We start from the raw sequence: 22,946 nt of genomic DNA, 5'->3' as shown, positions 1-22,946 counted from the left end.
AGAACTAAGGATGCCTATTGATATATGTTGATATTTTGTGCTGCTCCCGTATACTGACTACATCGCAAACGTCCGTTGCGCGATGTAGTCAACCGGGGAATCGTCGTGGCAAATGGCAAGTTTGTAACCTACCTGCGGGTCAGCACCCAGAAGCAGGGCACCAGCGGGCTTGGCCTCGAAGCCCAACGCGAGGCGGTCACAGGGTATCTGAACGGCGGCGCGTGGACTTTGCTCGGTGAGTTTGTGGAGATCGAAACGGGCAAAGGATCGAACGCATTGGAGAAGCGTCCTCAATTGCGCGCCGCCCTGGCGCTTGCCAAAAAGGAAGGCGCGACGCTGCTTATCGCCAAGCTTGACCGCCTCGCGCGTAATGTTCACTTCGTGACGGGTCTGATGGAAACCGGCGTTGATTTCAAGGCGGCCGATATGCCGCACGCGGACAAGGTGATGATTCAGATGTATGCGGTGATGGCCGAGTGGGAAAGAGACCAGATCAGCACCCGCACGAAAGCCGCGCTTGCAGCAGCCAAGGCCCGCGGTGTGGCGCTCGGCAAGGCAGGGCGCGCGAACCTCATCAGCGTGCATGCGGCTCAATCAGAAAAGGCTGACGCTTTTGCGCAGCGCCTGGCCGGCGTGCTGGCGGGTTTCAAGGTGCGCGGTCTGACGCAGCGCGCGATGGTCGAAGAGCTCAACGCGATCGGTGTGCGTACTCCGCGCGGCGGCGCGTGGTCGCTGGTTCAGGTGCAACGGGCATTGGCCCGTCAGTGAACGGACGCCCGGAGTTATTAAAGATTGCATGCTAGGATTCGTGGGTTTTGAGACCAACAACAAATTTTCTTCACGATTGACGGGGCGATAATAAATGAAGCTGGCTCTCCTTCTTCTCACTTTATGCGTAACAGGCTGCGCGAGCGTTGCCGACATCGATACCAGCAAGCTTGATGCGACTTGCGCTCAATCGTGTACGGCGAACTATTCCGAATGCCTAGGGAAGTTCACGCTATTCCCGATTCAGGCGCAACATCAGTGCACCGCCGCCATGCATCTATGCGCGAACGCCTGTCCTCAACGGGCAGCGCTACCCACGGCGCCAGTCGCCAGTACTTCAGAGCGGCTCACAAAGCTCGACGACCTGTATAAGCGCGGTCTGGTCAGCAAGAGTGAGTACGATTCCAAGCGGGCAGAGATCCTGAAGCAAATGTGAGCGCAGTATGGTCGCCGGGACGCCATGAGCCTATAAGAAGAAGGAGGGGTATGAAATTGTCGACGGGGCGGCAGCGCGCGGTCGCATTCTTTGTCGCGGTTTTGATAATCGGCGCAGTTGCCTGGAGACACACGGGCAAAAATGACGTGGACGACTTCTTCAGTTGCAACGAGCAATCCATCAATGCCCTTCACGCGGAACAAGCCCGAAAGGGCGTGTCCTACGACGAGACCGCGCAAGCAGGCATCCAGGCGATGTCTAACGACAAGTGCATGGATGCGCGCGGCTATGAATTCACGGGGGGCGCAAACGGTGCGTGCATGAGCGCCCGAACGCACGAATGTTACTCGCGTAGATGATTGGCGCGGCCTTACGGTGAGGGCCGCAAGGGCGCGCCGGTCGCCCACGGCGAGCAGGTGTGTACGTCTTCGCGGTCTGGGGCGTTGGTCTTAGGGTGAGGTTTTACGGGAGTGCTACGTTTAACCGGTGAGGTTTTTTCGGGAGCGCTTGTCAGATCGCTTTAGCAACGATGGATACCCAGACCTGTAATTGGGCGGGTAGATCGTCGCATTGCACTTCTCGCACCGCCGCTTCCTGAATCGCGCCCACTCAGTTCCGGGGCACATCTCCGAAGCTTTCAGCGGGAAACCTTCGATTCTCTCCAGTACAAGCGCGGCGCGAGGTGGAATGCCCCTCCGGTAAATCCACAGGCTGGCAGTGTTCGCGTCGAGCCCGGCAGCACGGGATAGGTTACTCGCGCCGCCGGCCCAATCAATCGCTACGAGAAGGGCCTGTGCTTTGACCGCGGCGTGAAAGGCTCGGATCTTCTTCTCGATCTCACCGGTTTTTCCTGACATACAAACTCCCCTCGATAGCCCACGGATCGCATCAATAGAACTGGCGGAATTTTCCAAATTCGCCCACGGGCGGTTCTAGAGGTATGGCGGAAGATCCCGCCAACCTCTGCGTGACTGAAATTACCTTTTGAGTGAGCGCCCCACGCCCCAGGGGGTGGCGCTCACAAAGTGAAAGCGCCTCCCCCGTAGGGGGATCAATGTGATCCCAGTCAAAACCCTTACTGGCCAAGGCTTCGGCTGGGATCAACGGGTCGACTGGGATCAAAACGCTGATCCCAGTCGAAACGCCCGTCCCATAAGGCTTTCGACTGGGATCACCCTGATCCCACTGCCTGATCCCAATCGATCCCAATCGCGCGAAACGTCTGGTGTTCACGATTTTTGAAATGGGCTCCGAAAACCGAACTGGCGAAATTTTCCAAATTCCCATCTAGGCCCTCGGAGCGTCGAGCGATTCTGTTTCCGGTTCGTATGGTGCCTTGGGTCCCAAGGCCAGCACTCCGCCTCGTGTCGTCGGAGTAGGGGCCGGGTGCGGCACCGTCTTCAGTTCCCCGGCGTGAAGCATGGTTTCCAGTAGCGATCGTAATTGCCGTTCCGATACTCCCAGCAGTTTGTTTATCCCACCAAATCGCGTGCGGAAACTCCGCTCGGAGTAGTACTCCTCCTGTGCGGTTCGATCGCTCACCAGTCGCGCAATTGAATAGCGCAGCTCGGTTTCGTTGGCCTGGAAGCCGCCGCGCACTGCTTCGCCCGGCTCCTGTTCACTAGTAGCGGTGTGCGGTTCGAGATATCCGCCCTCGCCCTTTCTGAGCCACGTTTCATGGACCGGCGGGCCGTAATTGAATTTGCCGGTGTCTACTCTCACATACCGCCATTTGTCGGCAGGCGTGATCTTGTAGGTCCGCGCTTCCGCATCAGACATGGTGCGCATCAGAAGGGTCATGCGTGCACCGTCCGGAAGGCCCGAGGCTCCGCGCACAGCGCCGCTTGAATCGTCACCTCCGCGGGCTGAGCTCTTGTTCACGTGGGCTGTCACGATGACGGTTGCCCCGGTTTCTGCGAGGATCCGTTCCGCTACGCCAATGAATCTGGTGGCGCCGTCGTTGTCGTTTTCGTCACCCGCCCGGAAGCGGCTGGCGGGGTCGAGTACGATCAGCTTCAGATTGGGTATTGATTTCGCCGTCTCGATCAGGCTTTGCACGCGATCCCGATGCACAGTCCAACCGCCGCGAGGCTCCTGTGTCAGCAAGCGGGCATCTTCGCCCACAAGGGATTTGATAAAGACGTTCTCGTCGACCGCGGCGAAGCGGGCCTGCTTTTCGACCGGCGAATCGTCTTCGTCGCCCATTCGGCTGAAAGCGTTGTGCACGCGCCGGTGGTTTTCGAGGCGCTCATCTTCGGCAAGCACCAGAAGAGACGCGCCGCGTTCCTCCACTTCCCAGCGACCGCACAGCGGCTCTCCTGTCGCCGCAGACAATGCCATTTGCAGCGCCATCTGTGATTTGCCGGTGCCTCCAGCGGCGGCAAGTACCATCGTCACCCCCAACGGGACGAGGCCCTTTACAACGAAACGACGCGCGGCCGGTTGGCTGGTAATGAACGAGCTGACGCGCATCGATTCCAGCGGTCCGAGATAGGGTTTTGCCGGCGGCGCGTCAATCGCCTCGAAGTCTTCCTCGTTGGCTGCCGCGAGAGGCGGCACGGCTACCGCCGAGGTTCGTTCAAAACTGCGCTGCATGGCGCGCTGATAGTCGGACTCCTGGTGTCGGTTGTCACTCCCGTGGGCGTAGTCCCGCATTAACTCAGTGATGTTTTCGAGCGAAAACTGGCGCGCTTTTAATAGCCCGACCATGGCGTGATCGGCCTCTGAACGCTGGGTCGTTCCTTCCTGCAAGCCCGTCGTATCGCCATCCCATCGCGCCGCCAGTTTGCTGTCATCCTGCAAAAGGTTCTGAAACCTCTCTCTGGCTTGCTCCAGCGTTTCGTCTTCGCGGGTGTGGCGGGTCGCGTCGGCGTAACTGGGAGGTGTGGTGGTGCCACTCGAAGGCGCCCGCCCTGTCGGCCATACTTCGCCAAGCGTAAGGGACATGTCCACGCATTCACCGCGCACGCGGCGCGTTTCGTATGCCACGCCCTTCACCCGACCATAGTAATAAGACTGGCTTAGCGTAAAACTCTCGCGAGCGAGGATGCCGCCGAGGGCGGCATTTAGCATTGCCATAAGTTGCCCACGCTCCGCAGGTTCGTACGGGCGTGAGAGCGGCGCAAGAACACGCCATCTCGGCTTTTCCGGGGTGTGGCTTGCGCTCGTGTAAATAAATGCCTCCAAGCCCTCCGCGGAAAGCCTGCGCGCCGCCTCGTCCACGCTAACAAGCTCACCGTCGTAGTCTCCTTCGAGCCCGCTGACCTGGTGCACATTGGCGTCATAGCGAAGGGAAGGGCGTTTGCTGGTGCTGGCGGGGTTGTGCTTTTCACCAAACGTGGCCAGCTTTATGTAAGAGCAAGCTTCCTTGCTTTCGCGCTCGCGTGCGTCGGCGATCACATCGACAATGTCGGCCCACGTAAGCAGCCTATCCGCCTTTGTCTGGGCGAAGCTATCGGGGAAGGTCGTGAAAGCGAGCTGGATGTCGCCAGCACAAAACGGCGGGCATTTGCCCTGGTCGATCTGTTGAATTACCATTGATGTATCCTCTAACGCTCAGAGTGATTTCACGCCCGGTGTGCTGCCGGGCGTTTTTATTTTTGGCGCTCAGTTGGCGTACCCGCTACCCGCGCGGCGCATCGCTCTTGTGACCTCGATCGCCTCGTCTATATCGAAAGGTTTCCGATTTCGCAGGCAGGTGAAAAGGATCGCGCGCACGGTTTCCGCTTCGCCGCCAGCGGGCAATAGGAATTTTTCGGCGAAATCGGTCCCGTTGGGGCCGGTCATGTCGAAGCCGTATTTCATTCTCTTGCCGGGCGCGATTTCCCACAGGATCATGTATTGGCCGATGCCAAACTCGTCCGCGTAGCGCTCGCGCACGCGATACCGGTCCACTGAGCAGGCGAAATAGGCGGCGTCATCAAGCTGCCAGGGCGAGCGAGGCTCGACGTTCACGTGCCCACCTTGCGCGGCCACGGTCTGCAGCGCAGCGAGTTCCGCAGGGCTGAAAAGATCTTTACCTTCGATGTAGCATTTGCTATAGTGTGTCACGTAGTAGAACTCCGCATAAATATCGTAGAGGATGGTCTGGTTTCCGCCGGCCAAAGCAGCAATCCTGACTTATCCTTGCAAAGAACCCGCCCGCGTGGCGGGTTTTCTGTTTCTGGTCTTCATGCTATCGATTGCATGCCGAAGACCGCCTCCTTGCGCGACGCAATGAATGCATCGACGGTCGATTCTGTCCAGCCTACCGATCGCGGACCAATTCGCACCGGCGACGGCATCAACCCCTTCAGATACCAGCGCACAACAGTGGGCACAGACACGCCCAAGCGTTGAGCTACCTCATCGCGGCGCAGGATTCGTTCTCCCATTTAGACCTCCCTTGGTGTTAAGTGGCATTACAGGATATGAGGCATCTTATACCCGACTATCAACTTTTTAAAGTAGTTTATTCCGCTTATAGCAATTGCTATAGAAGAAATGTTCTGCAATTGCTATAAAAATGGCGGATTGAACGGTGATAGGCGGGCGCTGATGCGGGGAATGGGTCTTTGGGAGGCGATAGGCGGGGAGAAATATTCTCCATCCCCGCCCGAATGTAGCATTTAGTCGGGCTGCGAAGTCGTCAGGTCATCGAGATATCCGGACCACCACTTCAGCATCTCTGTTCGCTCTTTCAGGTGCACGGCGCGGTTGTAAATCCCGCGAACGCCGGGTAGGGCGTGGGCCAGTTGTGCCTCGATCACATCGATCGCGAAACCTTGTTCGTGAAGTCGGGTTGAGGCCATGGCGCGGAAACCGTGAGGAACATGGATCCCGCCATAGCCCATCCCGGAGAGGGCGATACGAAGGCTGGCCCCGTCCATTGGCACGTCTCGTGAGCGATACCCGGGGAAGACGAGCTCGCTCTTGCCGCGAATCGCTTTAAGCTCTGTGAATATCTGTGCGGAGCGGTCGGTCAGCGGCACAAGGTGCGGCCGGCGGAGTTTCATGCGATCCGCAGGGATGACCCACAAGCGTTCTTCCAGGTCGATTTCTTCCCACGTCGCCTGTCGAAGTTCCGAGGGCCGCACGAACGTATGCGCGAGCAGCAACAGGGCGTTTCTGACGTAGATCGATTTCCCTTCGTATGCGCCGATCGTGCGGAGCAACCCGCCGATAGCTTCGGGATCCGTCAAGGCGGGGTAGTGGCGAACCGCAGCGGGGTGAAGAGCCCCTTTCACATCTGCGGCAACGTCCCTTGTCGCACGGCTGGTGACGACCGCGTAGCGCATGACTTTCCCGATGTGCTGATGGGCGCGACGGGCCTGCTCAGCGGCTCCCCGAGATTCGATCTTCCGTAATACTTCCAGTACGTCGGGCGCAGTAACTTCGCTGACTGGTCGCGCTCCCAAAGTCGGGAACACGTCGGATTCGAGGCGCAGCAAAACGGAGGCGGTGTACTTGGCCGACCAAAGCGCGCCGCGCTTTTCGAGATATTCCCGCGCGATCGCCTCGAAGCTGTCGCCGGCTATATGCTTTGCGTGATGCCGGGCTTCGCGCTTTGCGCTTGATGGGTCAATGCTGCGGGAAAGCAGTCGGCGGGCGTCCTCGCGGGCGTCGCGTGCTTCCACTAGTGAGACTTCGGGATAGGCGCCCAAGGCCAGCAGGCGCTCCTTGCCGCCGAAGCGGTACTTGAACCGCCAGAGCTTCCCGCCTGCGGGGGATACCAGCAGATATAGCCCTCGCTCATCCGCGAGTTTGTATGCGCGTTCTTTGGGTTTGGCGGATTTGACGGCCAGCACGTTCAGGGGCATGGGGACTCCAGTGGGGGTACACCGTTGCAAGTATACCCCCACTCCATGCGCTATTCAGGGGTATCCTAAGATACCTCCTGATGTCCGCTGCATGCCTGTAACCGAGGCTGGGAAAGCCTTCTGATAGTTTTTGAGGCTACTTGATATCTTTTTCTTGCTTCAGATGCGGGAACAGAATCACATCGCGGATGCTCGGGCTGTCGGTCAGCATCATGACCAGGCGGTCGATGCCGATGCCGCAACCGCCGGCCGGCGGCATGCCATATTCCAGCGCGCGGATGTAGTCCGCGTCGTAGAACATCGCTTCTTCGTCGCCGGCGTCTTTCTGGTCGACCTGCTTCTTGAAGCGTGCTGCCTGATCTTCCGGATCGTTCAGCTCCGAGAAGCCGTTGGCGATCTCACGGCCCGTGATGAATAGCTCGAAACGCTCGGTAATGCCGTCGACCTTGTCCGACGCGCGTGCCAGCGGCGACACCTCGATCGGGTAGTCGATGATGTACGTCGGCTCCCACAGTTGCGACTCGGCGGTTTCTTCGAACAACGCCAGTTGCAGTGAACCGACGCCCGCGTTCAGGAACTGCGGCTGCGACGCATCCACGCCGAACTTCTTCAACTCCGTGCGCAGGAAGGCGCTGTCGGCGAGTTGCTCGTTCGTGTATTGCGGCGCGTACTTCTGGATTGCCTGCGTGATCGTGAGGCGGTGGAAGGGCTTCGCCAGATCCAGTTCACGGCCCTGATACGTGATCGTGGCTGTGCCCAAAGCGTCGATCGCAGCCTGACGGATCAACTGCTCGGTAAAGTCCATCAGCCACTTGTAATCGGTGTACGCGGCGTAGAACTCGATCATCGTGAATTCCGGATTGTGGCGCACGGACACGCCCTCATTGCGGAAGTTACGGTTGATCTCGAACACACGCTCGAAGCCGCCGACCACGAGGCGCTTCAGATACAGCTCCGGCGCGATACGCAGGAACATCTGCATGTCGAGCGCGTTGTGGTGCGTGGTGAACGGCTTGGCCGCCGCGCCGCCCGGAATCGGATGCAGCATGGGCGTTTCGACTTCCATGAAGTCGGCGTCGGCCATGAACTTGCGGATCGACGAAATCGCCTTGGTGCGCGCGACGAAGGTCTTGCGCGTTTCCGGCGAGACGATCAGATCGACATAGCGCTGGCGATACTTCATTTCCTGGTCGGACAGGCCATGAAACTTGTCCGGCAGCGGACGCAGCGACTTCGACAGCAGGCGCAGTTCCGTGCAACGCACTGAGAGTTCGCCCTTGTTGGTGCGGAACAGCACGCCGCGCGCCGCGACGATGTCACCCATGTCCCACTTCTTGAAGGCGTCGTACGTTTCCTGGCCGACGTCGGCCGGCGTGATGAAGAACTGGATCTGACCCGAACCGTCGCGCACGGTCGCAAAGCTCGCCTTGCCCATCACGCGCTTGAGCATCATGCGGCCGGCGATCGCGACTTCGAGCGGATTCGCTTCGAGCGCTTCCTTGTCGGCGTGCTCGTATTGCGATTGCAGATCTTCGGCGTGATGCGAGGGACGGAAATCGTTCGGATAGGCGACGCCTTGCTCACGCAGTTCGCGCAGCTTTTCGCGGCGTTCGGCGATGATCTTGTTGTCGTCCACCTCGGGCACGACGTTCGGCTGTGCCGCACTTGGCTGGGTCGGTTCGGTCATGATGATTTGGTATTCGGTGGCCCGCACGAAAGTGGCTCGCATGCGGGTGGCCAGTCAGTAAAAACCTCAGGCGGTAAAAAGATGCGGCGCGGCGTTGCAAAGGCAGGCCGCGCCGGTTGCGCTCAGACGCCCTGTTTCAGGCTGGCGCTGATGAACGGATCGAGGTCGCCGTCGAGCACGCTCTTGGTATTGCTGATTTCGACGTTGGTGCGCAGATCCTTGATACGGCTGTTGTCCAGCACGTACGAGCGGATCTGATGACCCCAGCCTACATCGGTCTTGCCGGCTTCGAGCTTGTCCTGCTCTTCCTGACGCTTGCGGATTTCCGCCTCGTACAGGCGCGATTTCAGCATGGCCATGGCTTCAGCGCGGTTGCGGTGCTGCGAACGGTCGTTCTGGCACTGCACGACGATGCCCGACGGCATGTGCGTGATACGCACCGCGGAGTCGGTCTTGTTGATGTGCTGACCGCCCGCGCCGGACGCGCGGTACGTGTCGATACGCAGATCGGCCGGATTGATGTCGACTTCGATCGAGTCGTCGATTTCCGGGTACACGAACACCGACGAAAACGACGTATGACGGCCACCCGACGAGTCGAACGGCGACTTGCGCACGAGGCGGTGCACGCCGGTTTCGGTGCGCAGAAAGCCGTACGCGTATTCCCCTTCGATCTTGATCGTCGCGTTCTTGATGCCCGCGACGTCGCCGTCGGTCTGTTCCAGCACTTCGGTTTTGAAGCCCTTGCGCTCGCAGTAGCGCAGATACTGGCGCAGCAGCATGGACGCCCAGTCGCACGCCTCGGTGCCGCCGGCGCCGGCCTGAATGTCCAGAAACGCGTTGTTCGGATCGGCCGGGTTCGCGAACATGCGGCGGAATTCCATGTCGGCGACACGTTTTTCGATGCCTTGCGCGTCGGATTCGCAGGCGAGGAGGGTTTCCTCGTCGTCTTCCTCGCGGGCCATGTCGAACAGGTCCTGCGCGTCGCGCAGGTCGTTATCGAGCGAGGTGAGTTTGCCGACGGTGTCGTCGAGCAGCTTCTTCTCCCGGCCGAGGGCCTGGGCGTGCTTCGAGTCGTTCCAGACGTCCGGGTCTTCGAGTTCCCGGTTGACTTCGATTAGACGCAGTGCTTTGTCGTCGTAGTCAAAGATACCCCCGTAGCGAGTCCGCGCGAGTGCGCAGGTCCGCCAGTGAGGCTTCGATCGCGTTGAGACGTTCCGCTTCCATGTCGATCTTTTATAGCTTCGTAAAAAGGGGAAATTATAGCCGATCGGCGTGCCGCGCCGGAGGCTCTTGAGCGATCCGGCGCGTGTTCGCGGTTGATTTTGCGGAGATTTTCGGGGTTTTGGGTGCGATGGAGCCTGGCGCACCGCGCGGCTTCAACTCACCGCTTCAGTGCATCACTTCAGCTCGTGGCGTGCTCGACGATCAGCTGCACGCGCGACACGCCGTTCCATGTATCGCTCGCGAGGCGATAGGCGACGGTGGTGCGAGCGGGAAGCGTGTCAGTGTGATTGAACCAGATCGCGTTGAAGCGCTGGCGCCCGCGCACGAGTTGCAGCTTCAGGTGCTTGTCCTTCACCAGTGCCTGCGAGGCGATGTCGAATTCACCCGAAAACACGGGCGCCGGAAAGCCTTGGCCCCACACGGCGGCGTCGAGCATTTCGACGAATTGCGGCGTGAAGTATGCGTCCTCCAACTCGCCGTCGGTTTCGACCGTGCGCGAGAGCGCGTCTTCGGACAGCCACTCGCGGCCGACCGCTTCGAACGCGGCGGTGAAGCGCGGCACGTCGGCGGCGGCGAGCGTCAGGCCCGCGGCCATCGCGTGACCGCCGAATTTGACGATCAGGCCCGGCTCGCGCTTCGAGATCAGGTCGAGCGCGTCGCGCAGATGGAAGCCCGCGATGGAACGGCCCGAGCCTTTGACGGTCTGGCCGCTGTCGTCGGCGAGCGCGAAGGTGAACGAGGGCCGGTGGAATTTCTCCTTCAACCGCCCCGCGACGATGCCGATCACGCCCTGGTGCCAACTCGGGTTGAACAGCGTGATCGTAGTGGCGCCGTCAGGATCGATGGCGGAGAGATCTTCGAGCGCCTGCTGCTGCATGCCGGCTTCGATCTCGCGGCGTTCGCGGTTCATCGTGTCCAGTTGCTGCGCGAGATCCCAGGCGCGGCCGATGTCGTCGGTAGTCAAACATTCGATTCCGAGCGACATGTCCGACAGGCGGCCCGCCGCGTTCAGGCGCGGCCCGAGCGCGAAGCCGAGGTCGAAACCGGACGCGCTGCGGGCGTCGCGCGCGGCGGCGCGAAACAGCGCGGCGATGCCCGGCTGCATCTTGCCCTTGCGGATGCGCTGCAGCCCTTGCGCGACCAGCACGCGGTTGTTGCCGTCGAGCTTGACCACGTCCGCGACCGTGCCGAGCGCGACCAGATCGAGCAGGCCGTCGAGGCGCGGTTCGGGAAACGCGTCGTTGAAGGCCCCGCGGCGGCGCAATTCCGCGCGCAACGCCAGCAGCACATAAAACATCACGCCGACGCCCGCGATGCACTTGCTCGGGAACGTGCAGCCCGGCTGATTCGGATTGACGATCGCGCGCGCGGCTGGCAGTTCGTCGCCGGGCAGATGGTGATCGGTGACCAGCACGTCGATGCCGAGCGCGTTGGCCGCTTCCACGCCGTCGACGCTGGCGATGCCGTTATCCACCGTGATCAGCAGATCCGGTTTGCCCGACGCGCTGCGCGCAGCCAGCGCGACGATCTCGGGCGTGAGACCGTAGCCGTACTCGAAACGGTTCGGCACCAGATACTCGATCCGGCCGCCGAACATGCGCAGGCCGCGCACGGCGACCGCGCAGGCGGTGGCGCCGTCGCAATCGTAGTCGGCGACCACCAGCATGCGGCGCTGGTTCTGGATTGCGTCGGCGAGCAAGGCGGCCGCCTCTTCGCAACCCTTGAGCGCGACGGGCGGCACGAGGCGCGCGAGGCCGGTTTCGATTTCGTCGGGCATGCACACGCCGCGCGCTGCGTAGAGGCGCGCGAGCACCGGATGCAGGCCGTGGCGGGTGAGGACTTCGGCGTCGACGGGAGACGCGGCGCGCGTAACGATTCGAGTCATTCGGAAAGGCCGTGGATCATTCGATGAAGAGCGAGGCGAGCACGCGCCGCCGCCAGAATTTGCGCAGGTCGCCGCGCGTGACCGAGAGCGTCACCGAGCCGGTGTCGCCGCACAAGGTCAGGCCGAGTTCGGCGAGATCGCCGGATTGCAGTGCGGCGAGCGCCGGTTCGAACCAGTCGGTCTGCATGGCGGCGAAGGCGTCGTTCCAGCGCGCCCAGTCCTGCTCGACGTAGGGCGCGGAGAATGGATCGAGTTCGACCAGCGTGGGACCGCTCGTGTTCGTGTTTGCATTCGTGTTGGCGTTGAACGCGGACGTGTCACCCACGCTGCCACGCAGAGCGTTATCGGAAGCGTCGCGCGCGGCGCCAGCCGCCCGCAGCGCCGCAAACGACGCTGGCGGCGCAGCCGCCGCGACGCCCGCAGTCATCGCAAGACCGCGCGTTGCGGCCGCATCGGAGAACACCCGCGCGAACGGACTGCGGACCGGCTGCACTGCGCCCTGCGCGTGAAACCAGATCGAGTTGACGGCCGGCAGGCCGCGCGCCTCGCGCGCTTCGTTGACCGGATGCTCGAACCACGCCATCTGCACTTCGTTCTGCAGCTTCATCCAGGCGCGCGAACGCTCGCCGGAATGCGCCTCGTGCGGCAGCCAGATTTCGATGTTGCGCCCGCTCGCGCGCAACGGCGACGCGCCGGCGAGCGTGCCGAAGCCTTCGCCCGACAGATACCAGCGCGCGGGCCGCGGCGCTTCGATACGCACGCCGAGTTCCTCGATCAGCGGCCGCGCGACCGCGAGCAGCGCGGCGGCTTCTTCGTCGGACAGGTCGAGGGAGGCCGGATCGATCAGCACCAGATGATCGTGCGCGATGCGCACGTGCACGGGCTGCACGCAGGCCCATGTCGCGTTGCCGGGTTCACCGCCGTCGGCGCGCAGCATGTAGGGCGCGAGCGGCGCTTCGTCGGCGGCCGCCGCGCCGCTCGGCAACGCGCCGAACTGGCGCGCCACCCAGCGCTCGTGCGGCAGCGTGCGCTGAAAGTCTTCGCCGATTACGCGTTCCACCAGCGTCGCGCGCGCGATCAGCCGGTCGAGGGCCGGACTGCGGATGGCGTGAAGGGCGGTGGAGGCGTCCGCTGCGGCGGGCAGCACGAAGGGCAGGAGAAGATGGAGACGGTTGGCGAGCATGATGCTGCGCATTGTAGGGCAAAGAGTGCGAGTATTCCGACCATCAGCTTCCGCTCGACGCCCCGTGGCGGCAGCGGACCTCCGGGTTCGCCGCGGGCCGGCCGCCGGAGCAACAGCCGCGCGCGGCGGCACCGCGCACATGACGAGGGAGACCGGCATGTCGCGTGAACTCAAAACCGAGCAGGAATTGCTAGCACTGGTCGTCAAGGCGCTCGATGCGAACCCGGCCACGGCCGGCTGGATTCCGACCGGCTTCCACGAAACCGTGGATGACGAGAGCGGTTGCAACTGGGACATCAGTCACCTGCACCGCGACCGCAAGGACGCCGACGTGGCCGAGATCGCCAACAGCGCCGCCGCGGGCATCATCAATGAACTGCGCGGGCGTTACAACCTGCGTTAGGCGAAACCGGCGCCGCGCCTGCACGCCGGTACGGCGATGCGGCGCCGATTCACCACGGCAGCCGCCGAGCCGGCCTGACGGGGCGCGGCCGGCGTTTCCGTTCGAGGTCCCGTCCGTACTGCCTTTGCGCGAGCGGGCGGCATTGTATGGCAAACTTCGCGCTTGATTAGTGGTGGCAGCGATGTCAGCAACGGCAACGCCCGCCTTCCAGACCGCCGCGAACCGCGGTGGCGCGCGCATTGCTAAGGCACGGTGCGCCGTACCGGAACCATCCGCGCCGCAGCGACACCAATGATCACGACGCTCGGGCCGCACGCAGGCGCTTCACGCCTTCGTGCGCGGCACAAAGCCGAAGAACGCAGAAAAGGATTCGCTTGAAATTTCCCTACGAATGGCAGATTGGCTGGCGCTACACCCGCGCCGGCAAACGCACGACCGGTAACGGCTTCATTTCCTTCATCGCGCTCGTGTCGATGTCGGGCATCGCGCTCGGCGTCGCGGCGCTAATCGTCGTGTTGTCCGTGATGAACGGTTTTCAGAAAGAGGTGCGCGACCGCATGTTGTCGGTGCTCGCGCACGTCGAAATCTTTTCGCCGACCGGGTCGATGCCCAACTGGGAGCTGACCGCCAAGGAAGCCCGCCAGAACAAGGAAGTGATCGGCGCGGCGCCCTATGTCGAAGCGCAGGCGCTGCTCACGCGCCAGGACGCGGTGAGCGGGGTGGCGCTGCGCGGCGTCGAGCCGTCGCTGGAGCCGGAGGTGTCCGATATCGGTAAGGAGATGAAAGGCGGCAGTCTGGACGCGCTGAAACCGGGTGACTTCGGCATCGTGCTGGGCGCCGACCTCGCCACCAATCTCGGCGTGGCGGTGAACGACAAGATCACGCTGGTCGCGCCCGAAGGCACGATCACGCCTGCCGGCATGCTGCCGCGGCTGAAACAGTTCACGGTGGTGGGCGTCTTCGAGTCAGGGCATTACGAATACGACAGTACGCTCGCGCTGATCAACATCAAGGACGCAGAGGCGCTATTCCGGCTGCCCGCGCCGACCGGCGTGCGGCTGCGCCTGACCGACATGCAGCGCGCGCCGGAAGTCGCGCATCAGCTTGCGCGCACACTGTCCGGCGACCTGTACATCCGCGACTGGACGCAGCAGAACAAGACCTGGTTCTCGGCGGTGCAGATCGAAAAACGCATGATGTTCATCATCCTCACGCTGATCATCGCGGTGGCGGCGTTCAATCTGGTGTCGTCGCTCGTCATGACGGTGACCAACAAGCAGGCCGACATCGCGATTCTGCGCACGCTCGGCGCGCAGCCCGGCTCGATCATGAAGATCTTCGTCGTGCAGGGCGTGACGATCGGCTTTATCGGCACGGCGACCGGCGTGGCGCTCGGCTGCCTGATTGCCTGGAGCATTCCGTGGCTCGTGCCGATGATCGAGCATCTGCTCGGCGTGCAATTCCTGCCGCCGTCGGTATATTTCATCAGCGAATTGCCGTCTGAACTGGTTCCGGCCGACGTCGCGCGAATCGGCGTCATCGCCTTCGTGATGTCGGCGCTGGCCACGTTGTACCCGAGCTGGCGTGGTGCGAAAGTCCGTCCCGCGGAGGCACTGCGCTATGAATGACCGTTCCGCTAACCTATCCATGGCTTCTTCCGACACCGTGCCGCATCCTTACGTGCTGGAAGCAACCGGCATTTCCAAGTCGTTCGTGCAGGGCGGTCTGAACGTAACGGTGCTCAACAACACGGAACTGAGCGTGCGGCGCGGCGAGAAGCTGGCGATCGTCGGCGCGTCGGGGTCCGGCAAGAGCACGCTGCTGCACGTGCTCGGCGGCCTCGACGATCCGAGCGCCGGCCATGTCTCGGTGATGGGCAAGCCCTTCACCAAGCTCTCCGAGCGCGAACGCAACGACCTGCGCAATCGCGCGCTGGGTTTCGTGTATCAGTTCCACCATCTGCTGCCGGAATTCACCGCGCTCGACAACGTCGCGATGCCGCTGCGGATTCGCCGCATGACGACCGAGGCGTCGCGCCGCGAAGCGCTCGCGGTGCTGGAGCGCGTGGGCATGGGGCATCGCGCGAAGCATCGTCCGGGCGAGTTGTCGGGCGGCGAGCGCCAGCGCGTCGCGATTGCGCGGGCGCTGGTGACGAAGCCCGCCTGCGTGCTGGCCGACGAGCCGACCGGCAACCTCGACGGCGGCACCGCCGACACCGTGTTCAACCTGATGCTCGAACTGTCGCAAACGCTCGATACGAGCTTCGTGATCGTCACGCACGATCCGGAACTGGCGGGGCGTTGCGACCGCATCATGCGGCTGCGCGACGGCGTGCTGCACGAAGAGCCGCCGGTGCCGGTTTGATGGCACGACACTGTGAGCCGATGCTGCGCCGCTTGCGCCGATAACGAGGCACGTCATGTGGATCGATACGCACTGTCATCTCGACGCTTCGGAATTTGACGCCGACCGGGTAGAAGTCGCAGCGGCGGCGCGCCGCGCAGGCGTGGGGCGAATCGTGATTCCGGCGATCGGCCGGCAGAATTTCGCGGCGGTGCGTGAACTGGCGCACCGGGTCGATGGTGGCGCATATGCGCTCGGCATTCATCCGTTATTCACGCCTGGGGCGCAGGAGAGCGATCTCGATCTGTTGCGTATGGAAATCGAGGCGAGTCTCGACGATCCGCTGTTTGTCGGTATCGGCGAGATCGGACTCGATTATTTTGTCGACGGTCTCGACGACGCGCGCCAGCAATTCTTCTACAACGGCCAGTTGCAGCTCGCGCGCGAATTCGATCTGCCGGTGATCTGCCATGTGCGCAAATCGCAGGATCAGGTGATCAAGGGACTGCGGCGGCATCAGATTCATTGCGGCATCGCGCATGCGTTCAACGGCAGTTTTCAGCAGGCTCAGGCGTATATCGACCAGGGCATGCATCTCGGCTTCGGCGGCAATCTGACCTTCGAGCGGGCTCGGCAAATCCGCCGTCTCGCCGAGCAGTTGCCGTTCGACGCGCTGGTCGTCGAAACCGACGCGCCGGACATCGCGCCTTCGTGGATCTACAAGCAGCGCAACACGCCGGAGCAGATTCCCGCCATCGGCGCGGGCCTCGCGCAACTACGCGCCATGGCCGCCGACGAAGCCGCCCTAGGCACAACGGCTAACGCGCTCGCCGCGCTGCCGCGGCTCGCACTTTCCTCTGCATAATTGAACTCGATGGTCTGAGTGGTTCGCGCCGGGCGATACCCACGCCCGGCGGGCTCGCTGACGCCTGCGCGTCGAGCGTTGCGTCGTCCGGCGATTGCTGGCGGAGGGCGGATGCGGGCATGGTGGTGTGGATTTGCGTTGGGCGTGATCGGGCTGCAGCGGCAGGCGATGTTGCCGGATTGGACGGCGCTGTGCGGGTTGGTGCTGGTTGCTTGCGCTGCGGTTGTGGTGGCGGTTTGGGGTTTGGGCGAGAGCGAGGCCGCGCGTTCGGCGACGCTTGGTGTGCTCACGTTCCGGATCCGCTTCAGCCAACGCGCGCGTTCATTCGCCGGCTGGAGCGCGGTGTGGTGCGCGGCGTTATGCGTGGGCTTCGGCTATGCAGCCGTGCGCGCGGACATGCGCCTCGCGGTGAGCTTGCCGACTGCGTGGGAAGGGCGCGATATAGAGGTCGTCGGCAGTATCAAAGGCCTGCCGTCACGCGATGAAAACGGTGCGCGTTTTCTATTCGACGTTGAAGCGGCCGAAGCGCCGATCGACCCTTTTCCCCATGTGATCCAACTCTCATGGATCGCGGAAGATGCGCCGCCGCCTATGCTCGAACCAGGGTCACGCTGGCGGCTGACCGTGCGGCTCAAGCGTCCCCATGGCAATGCCAACTTCGGCGTACGCGATGCCGAAGCGAATCTGCTCGCGCGCAACGTGCGGGCCATCGGCTATGTGAGCGCGCCGGCCCATGCCGTGCGATTGCGTGGCTATGCGCGCGGCGTCGGCGTGTCGGTGGATCGCTGGCGCGCCGCGCTGCGCGAACGGATCGATGCGGTGCTCGCCGACGCGCCACACCGCGGAATCGTCGTGGCGCTTGCCATCGGTGCGCAGGACGAAGTCAGCGCCGCGGACTGGTTGCTGATGCGCGGCACGGGCACGAGTCATCTGGTGGCGATTTCGGGGCTGCACATCGGTTTCGTCGCGGGCTTCGCGGGCTGGCTGGCGGGCGCGTTCTGGCGGCGCTCCGGGTGGATCGGCCGCAACTGGCCGTTGCGGCTGCCCGCGCAAGTCGTCGCAATTACGGGCGGCTCGGTGTTCGCCGCGCTGCACGCTGCGTTGGCCGGCTTCAATGTGCCGGCGCAGCGCGCGCTGTGGATGGCGGGGGTCGTCGCGCTCGCTTTTATCAGCGGGCGCAATGTGGCGCGCTCGGTGGTGCTCGCGTGGGCTTTGGGGCTCGTGCTGCTGCTCGATCCGTGGGCGGTCGTGTCGGCGGGATTCTGGTTGTCGTTCTGCGCAGTGGCGGCGATTCTGTTCGCCATGTCGGGGCGGCCCCGTGTGCAGGATCATGATCAGCATCGCGACGAAACGGGCGAGGCCGGCGAGGCAGCGAGCCGGTGGTCGAGATTGCGTGACGGCTTGCGCCGCCGCATGCGAAATGCCGTCGAGCGGCTGCGCGGCGCCGCGCATGTGCAATTCGCGGTGACGGTCGCGCTCGCACCGTTGACCGTCTACTGGTTCGCGCAGATCCCGTTGATCGGCCCGCTCGCGAATGCCTTCGCGATTCCGTGGGTGAGTCTGCTGGTGACGCCGGCGGTGCTGGCCGGCGTCGCGTTGCCCACGCCGCTCGACGCCTACGCATGGCATGTCGCGCACGCTTTGCTCGAGCTACTGGCGGCGGGTTTGCAATGGTTGTCCGGTCCCGCCTGGGCGCTCTGGCGTCTGCCGCAACCGGATGCGTGGACGCTGGCCGCGGCGGCGCTGGGCGTGCTCTGGTGTCTGGCGCCGCGTGGCTGGCCGCTGCGCTGGGCCGCGCCGCTGACGTGGCTGCCGCTGCTGATACCTGCGCCGTCGGGGCCGCCGCACGGCAGTTTCCGTTTGACGGCGCTGGACGTCGGTCAGGGCACCTCGGTGCTGGTCGAAACGGCGCATCACACCTTGCTGTTCGATACGGGACCGGGCCCGGAATCGACGCACGCGGGCGAGCGGGTGGTCGTGCCGTTCTTGCAGGCGCATGGCGTGACGTCGCTCGACACACTGATTGTCAGTCATGCCGACTCCGATCATTCGGGCGGCGCGCCGGCCGTGCTGGATGCAATCGAGGTGCGTCAGATGGTAGCGGCATTGGCGCCGTCGAATGCGCTGTGGTCGAACGCGAGGCAGCACCGCGCCGATACGCTGCCGTGCGCGGCGGGCCAGCGCTGGCAGTGGGACGGCGTGCAGTTTGCGATGCTCTGGCCCGACGCCGGTCCGCTGCAAGGCAAGCCGAACGCGCATTGCTGCGTACTGCGGGTCAGCATCTTGCCCGCCGCCACAAACCCGTCGATGAGCCGTGTTCAAACAGGACCGCCGCGCATGACGGCCTTGCTGACGGCGGATATCGAGGCGCCCGTCGAACGCGTTCTGCTCGCGCGCGATCGCGGCGCGTTGCGCGCGCAGGTGCTGGTCGTGCCGCATCACGGCAGCAAGACCTCGTCGACCGAGCCGTTCCTCGACTCTATCGACCCGCTCATCGCGCTATTTCAGGTAGGCTATCGCAACCGTTTTCATCATCCGAATGCGGGTGTGTTCGAGCGCTACAAGGCGCGGCAGATCGAGCTCGGGCGCAGCGATGCGGACGGTGCGGTGCGGGTCGAGGTGAGCCCAGGCGTCGAGGCGGGTGTGGACGCCGCCGGCATGGACTCCATGCTGACGTTCGAGCGCTATCGCGACACGCAGCGCCGCTACTGGATGGATCGCTGACCGGCTAGTCGATGAATTGCCGGCCGCGTACAGCTAGAAGAAACGCGTCGCGCGGCGAAGTGAACCGTATGCAAGCAAATACGCACGGAACCCGCACGCAAAAACAGAACGGAGATAGCCGCAGTTGAAAAACATCATTCACTTCTCGCACGCGAACGGCTTTCCGGCGTCGACCTACCGGACGATTTTCGCCGAGCTCGCCGACGACTACGAACTGCGTTCCATCGAGCGGATCGGCCACGACGCGCGCTTTCCGGTGACGCAGGACTGGCCGCATCTGGTCGAGCAGTTGCTCGACGACATCCGCAGGACGTACGAGCGCCCGGTGTGGCTGGTAGGGCATTCGCTCGGCGGCTATCTGTCGTTGATGGCCGCGCTCAAGAAGCCGCAGTGGGTGAGGGGCGTGGTGATGCTCGATTCGCCGGTGATCGCCGGCTGGCGCAGCAGCATGCTGCGCGTGTCGCAATGGACCGGCCTCGACGAGCGTCTCTCGCCCGCGGCCGCCACCCGCACGCGCCGCACCCAGTGGGCGAGCCGCGACGAAGCGTGGCGCCATTTCCATTCGAAGCCGGCCTTCGCGCGCTGGGATGAGCGCATGCTGTCCGACTACATCGAGTTCGGCATTCCGCAGACTTCGCCCGACGGCTCGCGGTCGCTGGCCTTCGACCGCCGCACCGAATATCAGATCTATAAGACATTGCCGCACACGCTCGGCTCGCGGCTCGCGCGGGGCGCGCCGGTGCCGGTGGGCTTCATCGCCGGCACGCGTTCGAAGGAAATTCGCCAGGCTGGTCTCGATGCCACCCGCCGCGCGACCGGCGGCCATGTGGAATGGATCGAGGGCAGTCATCTTTACCCGATGGAAAAACCGGTCGAAACCGCACGCGCGGTGCAAAGCATGTTGCATGAACTGGAGCAGCGCGGCTGACGGCCGCAAAAAACGGTGCATGATCGACGCACGGCAACGGCCGCCGCCGCGGCATACGCGCGTGCCGACGTCGCTCGGATTTTGCTGGGGTTGAGACCCTGCTTTACGGTATAATCCGTTTTTCCCGCGAGCATCCAGCGATGACCAAATATGTTTTCGTCACCGGCGGCGTAGTATCTTCCCTCGGCAAGGGTATTGCCGCCGCTTCCCTCGCCGCGATCCTCGAATCGCGCGGTCTTAAAGTCACCCTCCTCAAGCTCGATCCCTACATCAATGTCGACCCCGGCACGATGAGTCCGTTTCAACACGGCGAAGTGTTCGTGACGGAAGACGGAGCGGAGACGGACCTCGACCTCGGCCACTATGAGCGCTTCATCAGCACGAAGATGCGCAAGGCCAATAACTTCACCACGGGCCAGATTTACGAATCGGTGATCCGCAAGGAACGCCGCGGCGATTATCTCGGCAAGACCGTGCAGGTCATCCCGCACATCACGAACGAAATCCAGGCGTTCATCGAACGCGGCGCGGCTTCCGCGACGTGCGGTGAGCCGGACGTCGCCATCGTCGAAGTGGGCGGCACTGTTGGTGACATCGAATCGTTGCCGTTCCTCGAAGCCGCGCGTCAGATGAGCCTGCGCATGGGCCGCAACAGCGCGTGCTTCGTGCACCTCACGCTGGTGCCCTGGGTCGCCACGGCCGGCGAACTGAAGACCAAGCCCACGCAGCACAGCGTGCAGAAGCTGCGTGAAATCGGTATTTCGCCGCACGTATTGCTGTGCCGCGCCGACCGCCGCATTCCGGACGACGAACGCGCCAAGATCTCCATGTTCTCGAACGTGCCGGAAGACGCCGTGATCTCCGTGTGGGACGCGGACAGCATCTACAAGATTCCGCAGATGCTGCACGATCAGGGTCTGGACGCGATCATCTGCGAAGAACTCAAGCTCGCGCCGAAGGCCGCGGATCTGTCCATGTGGTCCGATCTCGTCGAGAAGCTGGAGCATCCGAAGCACGAAGTCACGATCGGCATGGTCGGCAAGTATGTCGATCTGACCGAGTCGTACAAGTCGCTGATCGAAGCGCTGCGCCATGCGTCGATGCATACGTCGACCAAGGTCAATATCGAATACATCGATTCGGAAGAAGTCGAGACGCAAGGCGTCGAAAGCCTCAAGCATCTGGACGCCGTGCTCGTGCCGGGTGGCTTCGGCCGTCGCGGCACCGAAGGCAAGATCGCCGCGATCCGCTATGCACGCGAAGCGAAGGTGCCGTATCTCGGCATCTGCCTCGGCATGCAGCTTGCCGTGATCGAATTCGCGCGCGACGTGGTCGGTCTGAAAGACGCGAACAGCACCGAGTTCGACCAGGAAACGCCGAACCGCGTGGTCGCGCTGATTACCGAGTGGTACGACCGCGAAGGCCGCGTCGAGAAGCGCACGGAAGAGTCGGATCTGGGCGGCACGATGCGCCTCGGTTCGCAACGTTGCCCGATCAAACCCGGCACCATGGCTGAAGAGATTTATGGCAAGGACGTGAACGAACGCCATCGCCACCGTTATGAAGTCAATAACCGCTTCGTGCCCCAACTCGAAGCCGGTGGCCTTATCATCAGCGCCCGTACCCCGAGTGAAGATCTGCCGGAAATGATGGAACTGCCGCGCAGCATGCACCCGTGGTTCGTCGGCGTGCAATTCCACCCGGAATTCACGTCCACGCCGCGTGACGGCCATCCGCTGTTCAAGTCGTTCGTCGAAGCGGCGCTCGCGCATCACGAGGCGCGCACGCCGGTCGCAGTCGGGGAGAAAGCATGAAACTGGGCGATTTTGAAATCGGGCTCGACAAGCCGTTTTTCCTGATCGCAGGCACCTGTGTCGTCGAATCCGAACAGATGACGATCGACACAGCCGGCCGGCTGAAGGAAATCTGCGCGAAGCTGAACATTCCGTTCATCTACAAATCGTCGTACGACAAAGCCAATCGCAGCAGCGGCAAGTCGTTCCGCGGTCTGGGCATGGACGAAGGCTTGCGCATCCTGTCGGAAGTGAAGCGCCAGCTCGGTCTGCCGGTGCTGACCGACGTTCACGCCGAGCACGAGATCGAGCAGGTCGCCTCGGTGGTCGACGTGCTGCAAACGCCGGCTTTCCTGTGCCGTCAAACGGACTTCATTCACGCGTGCGCGCGTTCGGGCAAACCGGTCAACATCAAGAAAGGCCAGTTTCTCGCACCGCACGACATGAAGAACGTGATCGACAAGGCGCGCGATGCCGCGCGTGAAGCGGGTCTGTCGGAAGACCGCTTCATGGCGTGCGAGCGCGGCGTGTCGTTCGGCTATAACAACCTCGTGTCGGACATGCGTTCGCTCGCGATCATGCGCGAAACCAACGCGCCGGTCGTGTTCGACGCCACGCACTCGGTGCAGTTGCCGGGCGGGCAGGGCACGAGTTCGGGCGGTCAGCGTGAATTCGTACCGGTGCTGGCGCGTGCCGCGGTGGCGGTGGGTGTGTCGGGGCTCTTCATGGAGACTCACCCGAATCCGGCCGAAGCCAAGTCGGACGGTCCGAACGCCGTGCCGCTGCATCGCATGGCCGATTTGCTCGAGACGCTGGTTACGCTCGATCAGGCCGTCAAGCGCGCGCCGTTCCTCGAAAGCGATTTCAACTGATTCAGGCGTTCGCCGCGTGTCACGCTCGGTTTGC

At 63.0% G+C, this 22,946-nt stretch carries 19 protein-coding genes; 11 read left to right on the top strand and 8 right to left on the bottom strand.

Translation table 11 applies throughout. The features are described from left to right. Positions 1-105: 105 nt before the first annotated feature. The 3 genes from PQR32_RS23350 to PQR32_RS23340 all read left to right on the top strand — a co-directional run bounded on the left by PQR32_RS23350 (position 106) and on the right by PQR32_RS23340 (position 1,563). Positions 106-768 (top strand): recombinase family protein, encoded by a 663-nt coding sequence (locus tag PQR32_RS23350; protein WP_408232217.1) that lies wholly within the window; start codon positions 106-108, stop codon positions 766-768. A gap of 94 nt (positions 769-862) precedes the next feature. Continuing rightward, the gene (locus PQR32_RS23345) at positions 863-1,204 is read left to right on the top strand and encodes an SHOCT domain-containing protein (protein WP_408232215.1); all 342 of its coding nucleotides are present in this window, start codon (positions 863-865) and stop codon (positions 1,202-1,204) included. Between the two features lie 50 nt (positions 1,205-1,254). Beyond that, positions 1,255-1,563: a hypothetical protein gene (locus PQR32_RS23340; RefSeq protein WP_408232212.1), complete on the top strand. Its 309-nt coding sequence runs from the start codon at positions 1,255-1,257 to the stop codon at positions 1,561-1,563. 928 nt (positions 1,564-2,491) lie between these two features. On the opposite strand, the gene PQR32_RS23335 is transcribed toward PQR32_RS23340, so the two are convergent. The 8 genes from PQR32_RS23335 to PQR32_RS23300 all read right to left on the bottom strand — a co-directional run bounded on the left by PQR32_RS23335 (position 2,492) and on the right by PQR32_RS23300 (position 12,996). Next, positions 2,492-4,741 carry an AAA family ATPase gene (locus PQR32_RS23335; protein ID WP_408232209.1) on the bottom strand — a complete coding sequence of 750 codons (2,250 nt, stop codon included), beginning with the start codon at positions 4,739-4,741 and terminating at the stop codon, positions 2,492-2,494. A 69-nt stretch (positions 4,742-4,810) separates the two neighbouring features. Next, positions 4,811-5,308: a hypothetical protein gene (locus PQR32_RS23330; RefSeq protein ID WP_408232206.1), complete on the bottom strand. Its 498-nt coding sequence runs from the start codon at positions 5,306-5,308 to the stop codon at positions 4,811-4,813. A gap of 65 nt (positions 5,309-5,373) precedes the next feature. Then, positions 5,374-5,577, bottom strand: coding sequence for a helix-turn-helix transcriptional regulator (locus PQR32_RS23325; protein WP_408232203.1), 204 nt, complete (start codon positions 5,575-5,577; stop codon positions 5,374-5,376). Positions 5,578-5,811: 234 nt separating this feature from the next. Continuing rightward, complete coding sequence (locus PQR32_RS23320) at positions 5,812-7,002, bottom strand: tyrosine-type recombinase/integrase (RefSeq protein ID WP_408232200.1); 1,191 nt, start codon at positions 7,000-7,002, stop codon at positions 5,812-5,814. Between the two features lie 136 nt (positions 7,003-7,138). Then, entirely contained in the window at positions 7,139-8,689 is a 1,551-nt protein-coding gene (lysS, locus tag PQR32_RS23315; protein WP_408232247.1) for a lysine--tRNA ligase, read from the bottom strand. A gap of 122 nt (positions 8,690-8,811) precedes the next feature. Next, positions 8,812-9,916 (bottom strand): peptide chain release factor 2 gene (prfB, locus tag PQR32_RS23310; protein WP_408232197.1). Its coding sequence is split into 2 segments (ribosomal slippage): positions 8,812-9,834 and positions 9,836-9,916, totalling 1,104 coding nucleotides; the frame shifts between segments, so codons are not numbered across the junction. A gap of 178 nt (positions 9,917-10,094) precedes the next feature. Beyond that, on the bottom strand, positions 10,095-11,801 hold the full coding sequence (gene recJ, locus PQR32_RS23305; RefSeq protein WP_408232194.1) for a single-stranded-DNA-specific exonuclease RecJ: 1,707 nt from the start codon (positions 11,799-11,801) through the stop codon (positions 10,095-10,097). Positions 11,802-11,817: 16 nt separating this feature from the next. Further along, positions 11,818-12,996: a regulator gene (locus tag PQR32_RS23300; protein WP_408232191.1), complete on the bottom strand. Its 1,179-nt coding sequence runs from the start codon at positions 12,994-12,996 to the stop codon at positions 11,818-11,820. Between the two features lie 145 nt (positions 12,997-13,141). Between PQR32_RS23300 and PQR32_RS23295 the strand changes: the two genes are divergently transcribed. The 8 genes from PQR32_RS23295 to kdsA all read left to right on the top strand — a co-directional run bounded on the left by PQR32_RS23295 (position 13,142) and on the right by kdsA (position 22,912). After that, complete coding sequence (locus PQR32_RS23295) at positions 13,142-13,387, top strand: hypothetical protein (protein ID WP_408232188.1); 246 nt, start codon at positions 13,142-13,144, stop codon at positions 13,385-13,387. A 374-nt stretch (positions 13,388-13,761) separates the two neighbouring features. Next, complete coding sequence (locus PQR32_RS23290; RefSeq protein WP_408232185.1) at positions 13,762-15,015, top strand: lipoprotein-releasing ABC transporter permease subunit; 1,254 nt, start codon at positions 13,762-13,764, stop codon at positions 15,013-15,015. Then, on the top strand, positions 15,008-15,751 hold the full coding sequence (gene lolD / locus PQR32_RS23285) for a lipoprotein-releasing ABC transporter ATP-binding protein LolD (protein ID WP_106279458.1): 744 nt from the start codon (positions 15,008-15,010) through the stop codon (positions 15,749-15,751). The genes PQR32_RS23290 and lolD overlap by 8 nt, the downstream gene beginning before the upstream one ends. 55 nt (positions 15,752-15,806) lie before the next feature. Next, positions 15,807-16,595 carry a TatD family hydrolase gene (locus PQR32_RS23280; RefSeq protein ID WP_408232182.1) on the top strand — a complete coding sequence of 263 codons (789 nt, stop codon included), beginning with the start codon at positions 15,807-15,809 and terminating at the stop codon, positions 16,593-16,595. Between the two features lie 111 nt (positions 16,596-16,706). Next, the gene (locus tag PQR32_RS23275) at positions 16,707-19,319 is read left to right on the top strand and encodes a DNA internalization-related competence protein ComEC/Rec2 (RefSeq protein WP_408232179.1); all 2,613 of its coding nucleotides are present in this window, start codon (positions 16,707-16,709) and stop codon (positions 19,317-19,319) included. Positions 19,320-19,443: 124 nt separating this feature from the next. Next, positions 19,444-20,247 carry an alpha/beta fold hydrolase gene (locus tag PQR32_RS23270; RefSeq protein ID WP_408232176.1) on the top strand — a complete coding sequence of 268 codons (804 nt, stop codon included), beginning with the start codon at positions 19,444-19,446 and terminating at the stop codon, positions 20,245-20,247. Between the two features lie 140 nt (positions 20,248-20,387). After that, on the top strand, positions 20,388-22,061 hold the full coding sequence (pyrG, locus tag PQR32_RS23265) for a CTP synthase (RefSeq protein WP_342960367.1): 1,674 nt from the start codon (positions 20,388-20,390) through the stop codon (positions 22,059-22,061). Continuing rightward, positions 22,058-22,912, top strand: a complete 855-nt coding sequence (kdsA, locus tag PQR32_RS23260; RefSeq protein ID WP_091792904.1) for a 3-deoxy-8-phosphooctulonate synthase — start codon at positions 22,058-22,060, stop codon at positions 22,910-22,912. Before pyrG ends, kdsA begins: the two co-directional genes overlap by 4 nt. Positions 22,913-22,946: the final 34 nt, after the last annotated feature.

The sequence above is a fragment of the Paraburkholderia dipogonis genome, assembly GCF_046027395.1.
Taxonomy (GTDB): Bacteria; Pseudomonadota; Gammaproteobacteria; order Burkholderiales; family Burkholderiaceae; genus Paraburkholderia; species Paraburkholderia dipogonis_A.
The sequence above is the reverse complement of the archived record's forward strand: the minus strand, read 5'-3'. Positions and strand labels throughout refer to the sequence as shown.

Bases quoted from the DNA above. Each gene is read 5' to 3' on its own strand.
- PQR32_RS23345 (WP_408232215.1), top strand. From the start codon at position 863: ATGAAGCTGGCTCTCCTTCTTCTCACTTTATGCGTAACAGGCTGCGCG.
- PQR32_RS23340 (WP_408232212.1), top strand. From the start codon at position 1,255: ATGAAATTGTCGACGGGGCGGCAGCGCGCGGTCGCATTCTTTGTCGCG.
- PQR32_RS23335 (WP_408232209.1), bottom strand. From the start codon at position 4,741: ATGGTAATTCAACAGATCGACCAGGGCAAATGCCCGCCGTTTTGTGCT.
- PQR32_RS23325 (WP_408232203.1), bottom strand. From the start codon at position 5,577: ATGGGAGAACGAATCCTGCGCCGCGATGAGGTAGCTCAACGCTTGGGC.
- PQR32_RS23320 (WP_408232200.1), bottom strand. From the start codon at position 7,002: ATGCCCCTGAACGTGCTGGCCGTCAAATCCGCCAAACCCAAAGAACGC.
- lysS (WP_408232247.1), bottom strand. From the start codon at position 8,689: ATGACCGAACCGACCCAGCCAAGTGCGGCACAGCCGAACGTCGTGCCC.
- recJ (WP_408232194.1), bottom strand. From the start codon at position 11,801: ATGACTCGAATCGTTACGCGCGCCGCGTCTCCCGTCGACGCCGAAGTC.
- PQR32_RS23300 (WP_408232191.1), bottom strand. From the start codon at position 12,996: ATGCGCAGCATCATGCTCGCCAACCGTCTCCATCTTCTCCTGCCCTTC.
- PQR32_RS23295 (WP_408232188.1), top strand. From the start codon at position 13,142: ATGTCGCGTGAACTCAAAACCGAGCAGGAATTGCTAGCACTGGTCGTC.
- lolD (WP_106279458.1), top strand. From the start codon at position 15,008: ATGAATGACCGTTCCGCTAACCTATCCATGGCTTCTTCCGACACCGTG.
- PQR32_RS23280 (WP_408232182.1), top strand. From the start codon at position 15,807: ATGTGGATCGATACGCACTGTCATCTCGACGCTTCGGAATTTGACGCC.
- PQR32_RS23275 (WP_408232179.1), top strand. From the start codon at position 16,707: ATGCGGGCATGGTGGTGTGGATTTGCGTTGGGCGTGATCGGGCTGCAG.
- pyrG (WP_342960367.1), top strand. From the start codon at position 20,388: ATGACCAAATATGTTTTCGTCACCGGCGGCGTAGTATCTTCCCTCGGC.
- kdsA (WP_091792904.1), top strand. From the start codon at position 22,058: ATGAAACTGGGCGATTTTGAAATCGGGCTCGACAAGCCGTTTTTCCTG.